The 18,167-nt window shown below is 47.0% G+C and carries 3 protein-coding genes; 1 reads left to right on the forward strand and 2 read right to left on the reverse strand.

From position 1 onward, the window contains the following. Window positions 1-9: 9 nt before the first annotated feature. Complete coding sequence (locus L0992_18115; protein ID XGB70375.1) at window positions 10-1,437, reverse strand: TolC family protein; 1,428 nt, start codon at window positions 1,435-1,437, stop codon at window positions 10-12. 99 nt (window positions 1,438-1,536) lie between these two features. Beyond that, entirely contained in the window at window positions 1,537-2,001 is a 465-nt protein-coding gene (locus L0992_18120) for a hypothetical protein (protein ID XGB69943.1), read from the reverse strand. Window positions 2,002-2,255: 254 nt separating this feature from the next. On the opposite strand from L0992_18120, the gene L0992_18125 reads away from it, so the two are divergent. After that, window positions 2,256-18,128 (forward strand): VCBS domain-containing protein, encoded by a 15,873-nt coding sequence (locus L0992_18125; protein XGB69944.1) that lies wholly within the window; start codon window positions 2,256-2,258, stop codon window positions 18,126-18,128. Window positions 18,129-18,167: the final 39 nt, after the last annotated feature.

The raw sequence follows: 18,167 nt of genomic DNA on the forward strand, positions 1-18,167 counted from the left end.
ATGTATCCCTTACTGATTTTCTGTGGTTACAAGTTGTGGTTGGTTTACTTGGTATTCAAAACCACTGACTAACGCCGCCAGTTTGCTGTTAACGATGTTGAAATCGGTGATCAAACGTTGTTGATCTAACTTAAGCGCCAGCTCATCGGTCGTTGCTAAAATGACATCGTTGAACTGAGCGGTATTGTTTTGATAGCCCCTCTCAACCGCGCTGATTCGTGCTGCGATTTGAGGAAGCAAGGACGTTTGATAGCGATCTAATCGCTGGATCAGATTTGATCTGTCCACCAACAATGCGTTTACTTGCGCATTCATTTGGGAGAGTAAGGTGTCTTTTTGAGATTTAGCAGCGCCAACTTGGTGTTGAGCCGCAGACAAGGTTTTGTCTTGTCGATTACCTGTAAATAAAGGGATGTCGACCGTTAGATAAGCACTGACAAGATCAGAAGCTGGTTCACCTGCCATGTTGTTCGCTTGTCGGTGGGCATACATGACTTCTACACCAAACTGAGGTGTGTACGCTTGTTCTGCCAATTCAACTTGTGTCTGATTAGACGAGATAGTCGCGTCCGTTATCTTAACGAGCGGATGCTCCATCAACAGTTGATAGTGCTTAGTTGAATCGATATTGGTTGCTAGTTTATTTTCCAACACCGACCAATCAATTTGGTTCGTCGCTTTGAGTGTGCCCTGAGAGCCAAGAGCCAGAGAGCTAATCGCTTGAGCCCCTAACCAATCCGAACCCAACCATTCAGAAAGCTGAGAGATTAAACGACGCTGAACTTGCTGATTTGCCAGCAGTTTCTCATCAAGTTTGCTGACTTGAAGCTGAGCATTAAGCAGATCTTGCGCTTCGCTTTTGCCAATCGAGTAATTGGTTTGCACGTAGTTCTCTAGTTCAACCAAAAGGCGTCGGTTTTCACGCATCACACCTTCTGCGACTTGCTGGTAACCCAACTCAAGCCATAGCTGCGTCATACTGTTAGCAACAGTCAATTCACGAGCCTTAACTTGAAGAGCGAGTCCATCGGCTTGCTGACTTGCCTTTTTCTGCTGAAGATCAAGCGTATTGCCACGCTCGAATTGCTGCATCAAACCGACCGAAATATTGGTCATCGGGTCTTCGTCGAATTGAAAACTATCGACTGGCAAGCCACCGAATCCGACTTTAAGCTTCGGGTCCATCAGCGTGGCGCTCGCAATACCGGTTTCCCTCATCGCTTGCGACTGAGCAAAGTACTGTTTGCGATTGCTGTCTTGGTTCAATGCTATTTCAATCAATGTATTGAGTTGCTGAGACGAGCTTTGTTTATCAACTTGTGTAGAAACAGGAGCCGCAGCTAAAACACTACCTGAAATAAAGGCAGTGCTTGAAATAAAGGCAGCAGCAACCACGACACTCGCGTTTATTTCAAACACGGAGTTTGTTGGTTTTATATTCACAATGAATGTCCATATCTAGCGTTAAATAACGCATATAAAAGATTGGCGTATCAGGTTTATGAGGCTGATATCGCTATGTTTTTAGATATAGATTTATGCGGTGGGTGGGCGTAACAGAGATTGAGCACGTGCGACTTTCTGTCCAATAATGACAGATTGAAAACGAGCTAATGAAGAGATAAATGGATTAGCGGCTTGAACAGCCTGAATTGGATAAGAAGTTGCAGAACACACTGAGGCGCAGCAATCGGCACTCGAACAATGGTTACCCATCATGTGGCCGCCGTCTTCGCTCATTGAAGACATATCGCATTGAGCCATCATGTCATGAGCACTCATACTCGAGTGTTCGGCGTGTACTTCTTCACTCATCACATGGCATCCTGCCATTGAATCACTGGCCGAAGTATCGCTGTGGTAACAAGCCGATTTGCTCGAGCTCATTTCCATCATCATTACTTCCGTCATCATGGCTGATGAGCTTGAAGCATAGCTAGACATCAACATCGCGATGATGCTGAAAACAGTAATCCAAGTTGTTCGGAATGTGTTTGTCATAGCTAACCTTTAAATTTATAAGAAGACTATAAAGGTTACCCTTAGGGTAAGGTCAAGCTTGTTAAGCGTTATCTTTAACTAATCGATGAAATTTTTAACTAATTGACCAAGGATTATTCAACACGCCTTACACTAAAGTGAGAGAGTCGTTTGATTTAAGGAAATTTTCTTTAAAAATTATCCGATTACCTCGCGAAACCTCTATCTGTGTATTTTACTTAAGAAAGTGCAACCAAGATTCACGGATGAGAAAAATGGCTAACAAAAAAAACGTCGAAGAAAACAAGAAAAATACAGAAATCAAAAATAAAAAAAGTAACGAGCTAGAACACAACAAACAAACAAAAAAAAAGAAGCTCAGACTACATTCACACCTGAGGGTTAACATCCCACTCTTCCAGTCTATCATGATGATCTTACCATCACTGGCTAAGCACGCTGAAGCTACCGAAGGGGCTAGTGATTCTGCCAATGACAAATATTTAACAACGGCAAATAGTGTTGTAGATAAAGACATCGTCGATACACACACCAATGCAGCCCCCTCAGAAGGCACTCATCAAAGTACTCAAACAAATGAGAGCCAAGAAACCCCTGATACCACTGAAAGTCAGGCACCTCACGGGGCAAACACGCATCTAGTTCCTTCTCATCACCTCTCGACGCTTTCACACCCGCAGGTTCATTACATCCCTTCAGTCTCCATGCCAACCATTTCAGCAGGAGGCAACGGTCAGCCAACTCATTCAAACACGCCTCCTACACCAACTACACCCGTCACTTTTATTCCAGAAGTCATCAAGGGAACGTACGGAGAGCTTCATGTCGATGTAAACGGTCAATACACGTTCATTCTAAACCCCAACTCACCTCAATACATCTTGCTGAACCAACACCAGCAAGGCACAGATCACTTTGCGTTACACCTATCTAATGGCGCGAGCATCGTTGTTCAGATACCGGTAACGGGTAAGCAAGACTTGCCAAGTATTTCTGGTGATTTAACAGGGGTCGTTACCGAAGACCACAATATCGATTCACAAGGTTTACTCCATGCAAACGGTAAGATTGACGTCATTGACCCTGACCAAAATGAAAGTTCGGTAACCCCAGAAGTTATCTCAGGGAAATATGGCTCATTAACCATAGACGCGAATGGGCACTGGCAGTATCAAGTAGACAACTCGCTTTCTAACGTTCAAGCGTTGACCGGGGCGACCTCATTGCATGAAAGTTTCACAATCCACACAAAAGATGGCACGCCACAAACCATCGACATGACGATTGGTGGTAACGATGACAATGCGGTTATCACCGGTGTGGATGCAGGCTCGGTTATAGAAGACCTAACAACTCAGGTACAGGGCCAGCTTTCGGTAACTGACCCAGACCTTGGAGAGGATCATTTTCAAGCCTCTCAAGTTAATGGCCATCTAGGTACATTAACCATCGACAAAGATGGTGCGTGGACTTACGACCTCGATAATACCAATCCAACCGTGCAAGCCTTGGGTAAAGGCGCGACTGCCACCGATACGGTTACCGTGCATTCGGCAGACGGCACGCCACATCAAATCACAGTTACTGTTAACGGAACTAACGATAAAGCTGTAATTGGTGGTACTAGCTCCGGTGCTGTAACGGAAGAATCTCAACTTCAAACATCCGGAACGTTAACGATTACTGACGTTGATACTGGTGAAGCGCACTTCTCCAATACTGATGTTGCTGGTGCTTTAGGTACGCTCCACCTCAAAGATAATGGGGCTTGGACTTACGATCTCGATAACACCAATCCACAAGTGCAAGCCTTGGGCAAAGGCGCGACGGCCACTGATACGATTACCGTGCATTCGGCAGACGGCACGCCACATCAAATCACGGTCACAATTAACGGAACCAATGACAAAGCCGTAATTAGTGGTACTAGCTCCGGCTCAGTAAAGGAAGAAACTCAGCTACAAACATCCGGTACATTGATGATTACTGACGTCGATACGGGGGAAGCACATTTCTCCAATATTGATATTATCGGTACGTTCGGCACTCTCCACCTAACCGATTCCGGCGCTTGGAGTTACGACCTAGATAACACCAACCCAGCAGTGCAAGCCTTGGGCAAAGGCGCGACTGCCACCGATACGATTACCGTTCATTCGGCTGATGGTACATCTCACCACGTGACGATCATAGTAAACGGCACCAACGATAAAGCCGTAATTGGTGGTACTAGCTTAGGTGTAGTAACGGAAGAATCTCAACTGAAAACATTCGGCACATTGACGATTGCTGACGTCGATAGCGGTGAAGCGCACTTCTCCAATACTGATGTTGCTGGTGCTTTAGGCACGCTCCACCTCAAAGATAATGGCACTTGGACTTACGACCTCGATAACACCAATCCACAAGTGCAAGCCTTGGGCAAAGGCGCTACTGCCACCGATACGATTACCGTGCATTCGGCAGATGGAACACCACATCAAATCACCGTTACTGTTAACGGAACTAACGATAAAGCTGTGATTGGTGGTACAAACTCCGGCGCTGTAACGGAAGAATCTCAACTTCAAATATCCGGCACATTGACAATTACTGACGTCGATACCGGTGAAGCGCACTTCTCCAATACTGATGTTGCTGGTGCTTTAGGCACGCTCCACCTCAAAGATAATGGCACTTGGACTTACGACCTCGATAACACCAATCCACAAGTGCAAGCCTTGGGCAAAGGCGCTACTGCCACCGATACGATTACCGTGCATTCGGCAGATGGAACACCACATCAAATCACCGTTACTGTTAACGGAACTAACGATAAAGCTGTGATTGGTGGTACAAACTCCGGCGCTGTAACGGAAGAATCTCAACTTCAAATATCCGGCACATTGACAATTACTGACGTCGATACCGGTGAAGCGCACTTCTCCAATACTGATGTTGCTGGTGCTTTAGGCACGCTCCACCTCAAAGATAATGGCACTTGGACTTACGACCTCGATAACACCAATCCAAAAGTGCAAGCCTTAGGACAAGGCTCTACTGCCACCGATACGATTACCGTGCATTCGGCAGATGGAACACCACATCAAATCACCGTTACTGTTAACGGAACTAACGATAAAGCTGTGATTGGTGGTACAAACTCCGGCGCTGTAACGGAAGAATCTCAACTTCAGACCTCAGGTACACTCACTGTGACTGATGTCGACAATGGTGAAGCCCATTTCTCCAACACCGATGTTGCTGGTGCTCTTGGTACGCTGCATCTGACAGATACTGGTGGCTGGACTTACGACCTCGATAACACCAATCCAAAAGTGCAAGCCTTGGGCAAAGGCGCCACTGCCACCGATACAATTATCGTTCATTCGGCTGATGGTACACCTCATCAAGTGGCTATCACGATTAATGGTACTAATGATAAAGCGGTGATTGGTGGAACCAATACAGGCGCGGTCACGGAAGAAGCTCAACTGCAAACATCCGGCACATTGACGATTGCTGACGTCGATACGGGTGAAGCGCACTTCTCCAATACCGATGTTGCAGGTGCTTTAGGCACACTCCACCTCAAAGATAATGGGGCTTGGACTTACGACCTCGATAACACTAACCCAAAAGTGCAAGCCTTGGGCAAAGGCGCTACTGCCACCGATACGATTACCGTTCATTCGGCTGATGGCACTGCTCATAAAGTCACCATCACGGTAAACGGCACCAACGACAAAGCCGTGATTGGCGGAACTAGCGCCGGTGCAGTCACTGAAGAGTCGCAACTACACACCTCAGGAACACTCACCGTAACCGATGTTGATACAGGCGAAGCGCACTTCTCAAACACCGATATTGCTGGTGCTCTTGGTACCCTTCACCTGACTGACTCAGGTAAGTGGACTTACGACCTAGATAATACCAATCCAACCGTTCAAGCGTTAAGTAAAGGAGCGGCAGCAACGGATACCATCACCGTTCATTCTGCTGATGGCACGCCTCATCAAGTCACTATCACAGTAAATGGTGCCAATGATAAAGCTATCATTGCGGGCACAGACTCTGGCGTAGTCACCGAAGAATCGCAACTCCACACCTCTGGAACACTCACCGTAACCGATGTCGATACCGGCGATGCGCACTTCTCTAATACCGATATCGTAGGCTCGTTTGGTACGCTTCATCTGACTGACTCAGGCAAATGGACTTACGACCTCGATAACACCAATCCAACCGTGCAAGCCTTAGGCAAAGGCGCGACTGCCACCGATACGATTACCGTGCATTCGGCAGATGGAACACCACATCAAATCACCGTTACTGTTAACGGAACTAACGATAAAGCTGTGATTGGTGGTACAAACTCCGGCGCTGTAACCGAAGAATCTCAACTTCAAGCATCCGGCACATTGACGATTACTGACGTCGATACCGGTGAAGCACACTTCTCCAATACTGATGTTGCTGGTGCTTTAGGCACGCTCCACCTCAAAGATAATGGCACTTGGGCTTACGACCTCGATAACACCAATCCACAAGTGCAAGCCTTAGGCAAAGGCGCGACTGCCACCGATACGATTACCGTTCATTCTGCAGATGGAACACCACATCAAATCACCGTTACTGTTAACGGAACTAACGATAAAGCTGTGATTGGTGGTACAAACTCCGGCGCTGTAACCGAAGAATCTCAACTTCAAGCATCCGGCACATTGACGATTACTGACGTCGATACCGGTGAAGCACACTTCTCCAATACTGATGTTGCTGGTGCTTTGGGCACGCTCCACCTCAAAGATAATGGCACTTGGGCTTACGACCTCGATAACACCAATCCACAAGTGCAAGCCTTAGGCAAAGGCGCGACTGCCACCGATACGATTACCGTTCATTCGGCAGACGGCACGCCACATCAAGTTACCATTACTGTTAACGGAACTAACGATAAAGCTGTGATTGGTGGTACTAGCTCCGGCGCTGTAACCGAAGAATCTCAACTTCAAACATCCGGCACATTGACGATTACTGACGTCGATAGCGGTGAAGCGCACTTCTCCAATACTGATGTTGCTGGTGCTTTAGGCACGCTCCACCTCAAAGATAATGGCACTTGGACTTACGACCTCGATAACACCAATCCACAAGTGCAAGCCTTAGGACAAGGCTCTACTGCCACCGATACGATTACTGTGCATTCGGCAGATGGAACACCACATCAAATCACCGTTACTGTTAACGGAACTAACGATAAAGCTGTGATTGGTGGTACAAACTCCGGCGCTGTAACGGAAGAATCTCAACTTCAGACCTCAGGTACACTCACCGTGACTGATGTCGACAATGGTGAAGCCCATTTCTCCAACACCGATGTTGCTGGTGCTCTTGGTACGCTGCATCTGACAGATACTGGTGGCTGGACTTACGACCTCGATAACACCAATCCAAAAGTGCAAGCCTTGGGCAAAGGCGCCACTGCCACCGATACAATTATCGTTCATTCGGCAGATGGAACACCACATCAAATCACCGTTACTGTTAACGGAACTAACGATCAAGCTGTGATTGGTGGTACTAGCTCAGGTGTAGTAACGGAAGAATCTCAACTTCAAGCATCCGGCACATTGACGATTACTGACGTCGATACCGGTGAAGCACACTTCTCCAATACCGATGTTGTAGGTGCTTTGGGCACGCTCCACCTTAAAGATAATGGTGCGTGGACTTACGATCTCGATAACACCAATCCACAAGTGCAAGCCTTACGCAAAGGTGCTACTGCTACCGATACGATTACCGTTCATTCGGCAGACGGCACGCTACATCAAGTTACCGTCACAATTAACGGTACCAATGATAAAGCTGTTATTGGTGGTACAAACTCCGGCGCTGTAACCGAAGAATCTCAACTTCAAGCATCCGGCACATTGACGATTACTGACGTCGATACCGGTGAAGCACACTTCTCCAATACTGATGTTGCTGGTGCTTTAGGCACGCTCCACCTCAAAGATAATGGCACTTGGGCTTACGACCTCGATAACACCAATCCACAAGTGCAAGCCTTAGGCAAAGGCGCGACTGCCACCGATACGATTACCGTTCATTCTGCAGATGGAACACCACATCAAATCACCGTTACTGTTAACGGAACTAACGATAAAGCTGTGATTGGTGGTACAAACTCCGGCGCTGTAACCGAAGAATCTCAACTTCAAACATCCGGTACGTTGACGATTACTGACGTCGATACGGGTGAGGCCCACTTCTTTAATACGGATGTTGCAGGTGCTTTAGGTACACTCCACCTCAAAGACAATGGTGCCTGGACTTACGATCTCGATAATACCAATCCACAAGTGCAAGCCTTGAGCAAAGGCGCTACTGCCACCGATACGATTACCGTTCATTCTGCAGATGGCACACCACATCAAGTGACGATCACAATTAACGGCACTAACGACAAAGCCGTGATTGGTGGAACTAACTCCGGCGCAGTAACGGAAGAATCTCAACTGCAAACATCCGGCACATTGACGATTACTGACGTCGATACGGGTGAGGCCCACTTCTCTAATAAGGATGTTGCAGGTGTTTTAGGTACACTCCACCTCAAAGACAATGGTGCCTGGACTTACGATCTCGATAATACCAATCCACAAGTGCAAGCCTTGAGCAAAGGCGCTACTGCCACCGATACGATTACCGTTCATTCAGCAGATGGGACACCACATCAAGTGACTATTACGGTAAATGGCACTAATGATGCTGCGGTCATCTCCGGTGACACCGTAAAGTCCATCCATGAAAATGCTTTGTTTGATGCAGACAAACATGATGTCACCACTAGACAGAACGCCCACTCATTATCCGGAACCTTAACTTCACAAGATGCAGATAGCGGACAATCGAACCTCTTCCAACCGATTCAAAGTCAAATGGGACACTATGGCTCAATATCCCTAGATGCAAACGGTCACTGGCAGTATCAATTGGCGCCTAGTGAAGGGAAAACCATTGATGAATTAGCGCAAGGCGAGCACGTAACTGAAGTATTTACCGTACACTCCATTGATGGCACAAGCCACACCGTATCTATAGAGCTCATGGGAGATAACGACAGTGCAAGCATTACATTGCAACCTAGTCGCTCTCATACCACTATTTTCGAAGACAAAACAAGCGACATTGATACCAGCGGCGCATTACGAGCTTATGGAAATGTTGATGTTACTGACGTCGATAGCCAAGGCAGTGCGGCTCATAGTGAAGAACTGCTGAAATCAGAAACAGCGCACACAGCCATTGGCGGAGTGTTTACGGTTCATGGAACGAGTTGGGACTATCAGGTCGATCCAAGTAACCCGCAAGTACAAGCACTCGCTGCTGGTGAGAAATTGATAGAAACCCACACCATAACATCCATTGACGGAACTGCATCAAAACAAGTTTCGGTCACCATTGTTGGCACTAACGATTCGGCAGTAATAACAGGCACCGACACAGGAGATGTCACTGAGGGCAATGCTGGGCAAGACATGTCTCCAGACTTTGCTCAGCCTGGTATGGCATTTCTTGGCCGAAGTACCATACATACCACTGGCAAGCTCAATATTACCGATGTCGATACAGGTGAGGCGGAATTTGATACTCACGGAATTGGGTTTACTTATTCAGGCCAATACGGTGACCTTCTTCTAAACAAAGATGGTCGCTGGTCATATCATGCAGATACCGGTCAAATTCGTAGTACAGGAGGGCTAACCAGCACTCGAGGCACAACGATTGACCAGTTGGGAGAAAATCAAACTCTCACAGATACGGTTACCGTATTCACAAAAGATGGAACCTCGCATGACATTGTTATTACTATCCATGGTAGCAACGACCGCCCTTATTGCTCTTCGGAAGTACAGCTGAATTCAGGAAAAGAAGACTTAGCTCAGACCATTGCTGCTACTGAATTGTTGGCAAATACCATAGATGTGGATGCCAATGACTTAGGTAAACTCACCATTGCCAACCTGCACGCCGATCATGGTTCAATTCGCGATAACAATGATGGAACCTTTACTTTCACGCCAGATAAAGATTACAACGGGCAAGTACATTTTACCTATGACGTAGCTGATGCTCATAGGGGAGTCACACATACGGGTGCTAGTACGACATTAACAGCAACAACAGACAAAGCGATTATTACCGATGCACAAACAAATACAGACCTGCGTGGTGTTACAGAAGATCGCGGTTATATAGATACCCATTACCAATTGCACTACGACGGCCGATTAAACATTCAAGACCCTGATGCGGGAGAGGCACAGTTTGATCCAAATATTGGTCCACAAACCTATCAAGGTATTGGCTACGACACCAAATTGGGTGGACACATACTGCTCATGCGCGACGGTCACTACACCTATACGCTCGACAACCGCAATATACAGAACTTAGCTCAAGGTGAAGTTAAGCACGATTCAGCCGTTATACACTCGGTTGACGGCACAACGCATACGATAGAGCTAACGGTTCATGGTACCAACGATGCCCCAATCATCAATGCACAGTCCCACTCAGTGACTGAAGGTGGAAGCATTCTAAATGGACAAATGGTTGGCCACGATATAGATACAGGCGCAACATTGACTTACAGCGCACCGCAGATTGATGGCTTGGTGGTTAATCCGGACGGCAGTTATACCTTCAATCCTGCTCACTCTAGCTATCAATCGTTAGCATCAGGTGTCACGAAGACGTTGACTGTTCCAGTAACAGTCACAGACGAACATAATGCAAGCAGCACTCAAAACCTCTCAATTACGATTACAGGAGTTAATAATTCTGCCGTTATTGGCGGTGTCGACACTGGTGACGTAACCGAGAGCACTGCAGGTCAAAATATGTCTCCGGATTATGCCCAACACCTGATGAGTACCCTTGGTCGAGCTCCGCTATATGCAAGTGGAGCACTAACGATTACGGATGCAGATAGTGGTGAAACAACGTTTGATTCACGAGGTCTTGGATTTAACTATGCGGGAAAATTTGGCGACTTATTGCTGCGAGAAGACGGAACATGGTCTTATTATGCTGATGCCGGAAATATACGTATAAAAGGCGGTGTAACAACAAACAGAGGTAGCGTTATTGATCAGCTAGGTGAAGGAGAAATACTGACTGACACCATTACCGTATATTCTAAAGATGGTACATCGCACGATATTGTCATTACGATTCACGGTAGCAACGACCGACCTTACTGCGCTTCTGAAGTGCAGCTCAATTCAGGTAAAGAAGACTCCGCACAAACCATCACTGCGACCGAATTATTGGCAAACACTGTTGACGTTGACGCTAACGATGCCGGCAAGCTCAGTATCGCTAATTTGCATGCTGATCATGGTTCTATTCTCGACAACCAAGATGGCACCTATACTCTCACACCCGATAAAGACTACAACGGGCAAGTACACTTCACTTATGACGTTAAAGATGCACATGGTGGTACTACACACACTGGTGCAAATACCACTCTTGTTGCGACTCCCGACAAAGCCATTATTTCTGAAGTAACCACTGGAAGTGTTATTGAGGATGGGTCACATGCAGGGCACTACAACGGTACAACAACTGAACTGGCCAACGGGCAACTTAAAGTCATTGATCCCGATAGTGGTGAGGATAAATTCCAATACAGCCAATTTGGTGAAACTCGTATTCACGATCCTTTTGGCGGCATTCTACGCATCGACCGCGGGGGCAGTTGGCAATACAGTGTTGACAACACACACCTTCAGCACTTAGCTCAAGGGCAAACGGAAACCGTTATTTATCGAGTTCATAGCTATGATGGAACGGCATACGAGTTACACATTGACGTGGAAGGTACTAACGATGCGCCAGCCGTTACCCAAGTTGCGCTGAGTAACGGCACTGAAGACACGCATTATCAAATGCAAGCGAGTCAGTTTGGGTTTACCGACGTTGACACTGGCGATACGCTGCATTCAATCGCTATCACTGATCTGCCACCAGCAGCCCAAGGTAAGTTCGTACTCGATGGGCACGATATCACTGCTGGTCAGAGTATTACGGCTGCCGATATTACTAAGCTTCAGTTCGTTCCTGCTCCGGATTTTAACGGAGATGTTCCGTTTAAGTTCACCGTCAATGATGGGCATACCGATTCCCAACAAGCGACGCATACTCTACACATAGATCCTGTTAGCGACGCTGCAAAAATAACAGGAACAGATACTGGTGATGTTCATGAAGGACACACCTATACAGCACCTGATGGCAGTATGTCTGGTGGCAGTGTTGATGATCGCTCACCGGATCATATGCATGGAAACATCGGTAAATTGTGGAATGATCAGATCCATACTGAAGGACACCTGACCATCATCGACGCTGATACTGGTGAGAGTCACGCCCAAAACGGTATCTACCAAGGCTCTCATGGACAAGTCATACTTCAAAGCAACGGGGACTGGAACTATTATGCTTCCATAGGCCAAGATGCAACAGGTAGAAAAATTGATCACCTTGGCCAAGGTGAATCAATAACGGATACTGTTACCGTCAAAGCGGCTGATGGTACCACTCACGACATTCATATCACCATTCATGGCGACAATGACCGCCCGTACTGCTCTTCAGAAGTTCAGCTTAACAGCGGAAAAGAAGATCTCGCACAAACCATCACAACAACCGAGTTGCTTGCAAATACTGTCGATGTGGATACTAACGATGCCGGGCAACTCTCTATCGCGAATCTGCATGCGGATCACGGCACTCTGGTCGACAACAAAGATGGTACATTTACCTTCACTCCAGACCATAATTTCAACGGTAAAGTGCATTTCACTTATGACGTCAAAGATGCTCATGGTGGGGTTACTCATACTGGCGCGTCTACCACGTTGTTACCGAGCAATGATGCTGCCACACTGCAACCGACACTCGCCTCCAACTTTGTAACTGAAGATCATCTCAAATCGGGGACAAGCACCAATGAGTTATGGTCAGGTTGGAAAAACCTCGATATTCAGGATATTGACTCACCATCGGAAGCAAAAGTTACTCAAATAGAGGTGAATGGTGTTAAGCACACGGTACCAGCAAACTTCGCGATGAATCTTGCTGGCGCACACGGTACCTTCAACTTCGCTCATTCAACCGATGGCCACGATAAATGGAGCTACAGTGCGGATAATAGTCACGCTGAAGTTCAATCACTGAGTCATGGCGATTCTCTGACTGATACGATCACTCTTATCACCGCAGATGGAACACGAATCCCACTGACAGCCAAAATCTTAGGCACCGATGATCATGTGATGATTGATACGCCTGACTCATTAACGGCCGCATTGGGAACGGCTGTTGAGGACAAAGTTACCTCTATTTCAGGCACCCTCCTCGCGCACGATTCCGACAGTAAAGATTCCGTCACCTTTACTGCAGGTAACTCTGCTGGCTCTTACGGCACTCTTCACGTGGATAGCAATGGGCAATGGCATTATGACTTAGACCACTCAAAGGCCAATGTTCTACAACAAGGTGAGACCAAGGCAGAAGGGTTTGATATCACTGCGATATCTACTGACGGCTCAACTGCAACCAAACATATTGAAGTGCTAGTCCAAGGGAGTAATGACAAGGCAACGATATCCGTCGCTTCAAACCCCGATGTGCATGAAGATAGCTCTTCAACGCCTGTCGAGATCATATCTGGTAAACTGAGTGCCCTCGATCCTGACCACGATCAATCTACATTCTCAACGGATGTTGGCAAACGCCATGATCCATTTAACAGTGGCGTTCACGGTGGCCTTCACATTTCCAAAGATGGCTCTTGGACTTATACCGTTAACAACAGCCAAATTCAGCAATTAGCTGCAGGGCAAGAGGAGCATGTCCAATACAACGTGCATACTGTTGGCGGTGATTATCATGTTATTGATATTAAGATCGTAGGCAGCAACGATGACCCAGTTTTATCGGTAACTCAGACAACCCCAACAACAGGCACGCTGACCGAAACTGATGTTGACGTGAACGACACTCATACCTTTTCTGTCGTCAGTTCAACAGGACAATTCGGTTCTCTATCGGTCGACCCAGATTCAGGCGCGTATATATATAAAGCCAATGGTTCGGTTGCTGGAATGAGTTATAACGCGGCGACACACACATATCACGGCACCGATGTGTTTGAAGTAAAAGTAGCTGACAATCACGGTGGGGAGTCGTCGAAATTCATCACTTTCGATGCCAACGGTCATGTTTCAATTGTGCCAGGACAATCACCGACGATTTCAACCACTGTACCTTCCAACCCACTGGTAACGACAACGCAACCAAGTTTACCTGCAGGGACAAACACTCCGCCAAATAATGCGGTCACCGTCGACTTAGCGGCATCTAGTGATACTGGTACTTCCGATACCGATAACCTCACTAAAGACAGCACTCCAACAATCATTGGGCATACGGATATTCCTTACTCACAAGTCACCATCTATGATGCCTCTACACCTATTGGGCATGCGGTGTCTGATGGCTCGGGACAATATAGTGTGGCGGTGAGCAGCTTATCGAATGGCGATCATAATCTTTCTGCCAAAGCCTTAGCGCCTTCTTCAGTTTTACCAGCAACATCATCCATTCTTTCATTGCATATTGATACTGTAGTGGCACCGCTTCAAGTCTCATTAACCCATGACACAGGAAGCAATTCGTCTGATTTGATTACTGGCGATGGTTCATTGACTATCACTGGACAAGAGACAGGCGCAACCGTTGAATACTCGACCGACAACGGACACACATGGACATCAAGCTTCACGCCGCAATCAGGTTCCAACACAGTGAGTGTAAGACAGACTGATACTGCGGGAAATGTATCCATTCCAACATCTCTAACGTTTACTTATGATGATCAAATCGCTGCGCCTTCTATTGATTTGAAAGCGTCAACTGACTCGGGAGTGTCTGCAACCGACGATCTGACGAACATTCACACTCCAATAATCACCGGTAGTGCCGAAGCAAACTCTTCAATATATATTACCGATGAAACAGGCAAAGTCATTGCTACTGGAACAGCAAATAGCCATGGCATTTATCAACTCACCACATCGGATATTGCTGAGGGTAAGCATACTTTAACGGTATCTTCTACCGATGCCGCAGGCAACCAAAGTAGCGCATCCCTACCCGTTGAGGTTGACTACACTGCGCCAACCATTTCGAAGGTCAACCTAGGTAAAGTTTCAACCCATCAACCGACATTCAGTGGGTCTGTTTCATTAGATACCACAAGCGTCGATATTGTGGTCAAAAGCGGAGGTACGATAGTTGAAACGTTACACGCAACACTGGATGGAAAAGGAGGTTATACGGTTGATGCGGCTAACCTGCCAGACCAAAGTTACACGGCATATATTCAAGCAACAGACAAGGCCGGGAATACCACCGCATCAGGCTATGCGGGTGCCTTTGATCGCTTCACAATTGATACTCACGCATCAGCCCCTTCTATCAGCTTCGAAAATACAGGCGCTGATAACATTTACAATGCAGCTGAAGTCGCTTCCGGGGCTGCTAGTACGATTACCAGTACTATTCATTTGCCTTCTGACGCACAACCCAAAGATACACTGACGATTAACGGGCACCCTCACCTTATTACCCACGCTGAACATTTGGCAAAATTGGTCAATGTCGAAGTTGCACCTGGCGCCTCAATTACAGCGAGTATTACCGACCAAAATGGTAATACATCAACAGTGACAAACGCGACTGCACCGAGTTCGGATATCACTGTCGCACCACTACAAGTTTCATTAACCCATGACACAGGAGGCAACTCATCTGATTCAATTACTAACGACGGTTCATTAACAATCACAGGACAAGAGGCAGGCGCAACTGTTGAATACTCGACCAACAACGGACACACATGGACATCAAGTTTTACCCCGCAGCAAGGCTCAAATACGGTTAACGTGAGACAAACTGATGCAGCAGGAAATATATCCCCTGATACTTCGGTGACTTTCACACTCGATAATACGATTGCTGCACCAGCAGTCTCTCTGCGCAACGACACTGGGCGACACTCGGTTAACACACCAGACTTAATCACTAAAGACTCTCAACTTACAATTCAAACGGAAGCAGGAGCAAAAGTAGAATACTCGAATGACGGCGGACACACTTGGACAGCTGTGTTCAATCCAGTTGAGGGGGTTAATGACCTACAGGTAAGACAGACTGATATCGCAGGCAACGTATCGCCAGTGACGCACTTTAGCTTCACCTTGGACACCACTCCCGGCACAATCACAGTAAACCCGATATCGCAGGACAACGCATTAAATGCTGCAGAGAACAACCAACCATTAGTGATCACCGGCACGACATCCAACATAGCACCAGGGGATGTCGTCTATGTCGTCATCGGCAATAAACACTTTTATGATGCAACGGTAAAACCAGATGGTACGTGGTCATTAACTCTAGGTACTTCTATACATCAAAACATAATGGCGACCGATCGCGATTACTCAATACAAGTTGGTACCGTTGATACGGCAGGTAATTCGACGCCTCGCATTTCGACCCACCTGCTAGTTGATACGCAGAGTCCGATTCCACATATTGCAGTTGACTCAGTGACACAAGATAACGTGCTCAATGCTCTTGAGTCTGGTCAAACTATCGCGATAACGGGAACAGTAACTGGCGATTACCACACAGGTGATATTGTCAGCTTGAAGGTAAACGGTGCAACCATTACATCACTTACAGGCTCAGTTGATTCGAGTGGACATTTTTCTATTCCAGTGGCTGGTAATGTATTGGAACATGCCAATATTCATACTAGCTATGCAAATGGTCAGTCTGGCTCGATACACTCTATAGAAGCCACCATAATAACCACCGATGCCGCAGGGAATGTTGGCAGTGCGACGACAGGTTCACAGGTATTCAGCGTTGATACTCATGTTAACCTACCGACAATTACCTTTGAAAACCCTGGACCTGATGGACTCTATAGTAAGGCAGAAATTGCCCAAGGGCACCCAAATACAGTCACAGCAACGATTGCACCTCCTAGTGATGCCAAAATCGGTGAGCACCTGGTTGTCAATGGACAAGACCACGTGCTTGATGCTCACATTTTACAACACGGATTACAAATCGAAGTACTTCCAGGTGAACATGTACAAGCAACCATGACTGACGAACATGGCAATACGGCGGGTAGCCAAGGTGTGGCAGCGAGCGCTATACCAGAGCCAATCATTGTCAGACCGCCGTCAGGAAGCCACCACGTATCCGGTACACTTGGTGTGCCGCCACTATTACCTTCTTTGACTCCGGTACCAACAACACAGAGCGGCTGGCGAATCCATTTAGCTAACGGGCAATATGTAACAAGCCATCATGGGCAATATGGAACATTAACCATAGACCCTCAAACTGGTGACTTACACTACCAAGAACAAGCTCAAGTGCACACAGGTCCTCATGGCAGCGCTTCAGGTACCGGTCAGCATGAAGATCGATTTGAAATAGCCCTGCAAGGAACAAATCAAGATGAAATCGTCGCCCATGTAAACATTCAGATACTCAGCCATGGCCCGGGAAATAGCGGCAAACTTACGGTTGGGACAGAGGTCGTTGATATGACCATAACTCCTATTGTCCATGCGTCTCACCCTGCTCCACCTCCACCACCGCCAGTTCAGCATGACGAGCCAGAGATCACCTCTCACGAGGACTTCACGTTTACCGTAAGTGATGACACTTCTCTAGATTTATCTCAGCATGCTCATCAAGAACCAGACCAGAAAACTAACCACCATGGTGCAGCGGCTTATTTGGATGCTCTCGGTATTCAGCCGAATACTTCGCCGACCACCGGGCACGATCAACCCGCTGACATGGACATCGTGCTGGCACAAGTCGACCAACAACATGCTGCAGATTACGATCAACCGCATTTGGATATGTCGGATGCACTTGAACACCATGATGCAGCCAATAACCACAACCAAGATGATGAACACCATCATCACAACGACGTAGATGGACTACCAGACATAGATCCAAATAACTAATGGATAGTAGGTTGCGATTAGTGCAGTAAACAAAAGGGA

It is taken from the genome of Vibrio pomeroyi (assembly GCA_041879425.1).
GTDB lineage: Bacteria > Pseudomonadota > Gammaproteobacteria > Enterobacterales > Vibrionaceae > Vibrio > Vibrio pomeroyi_A.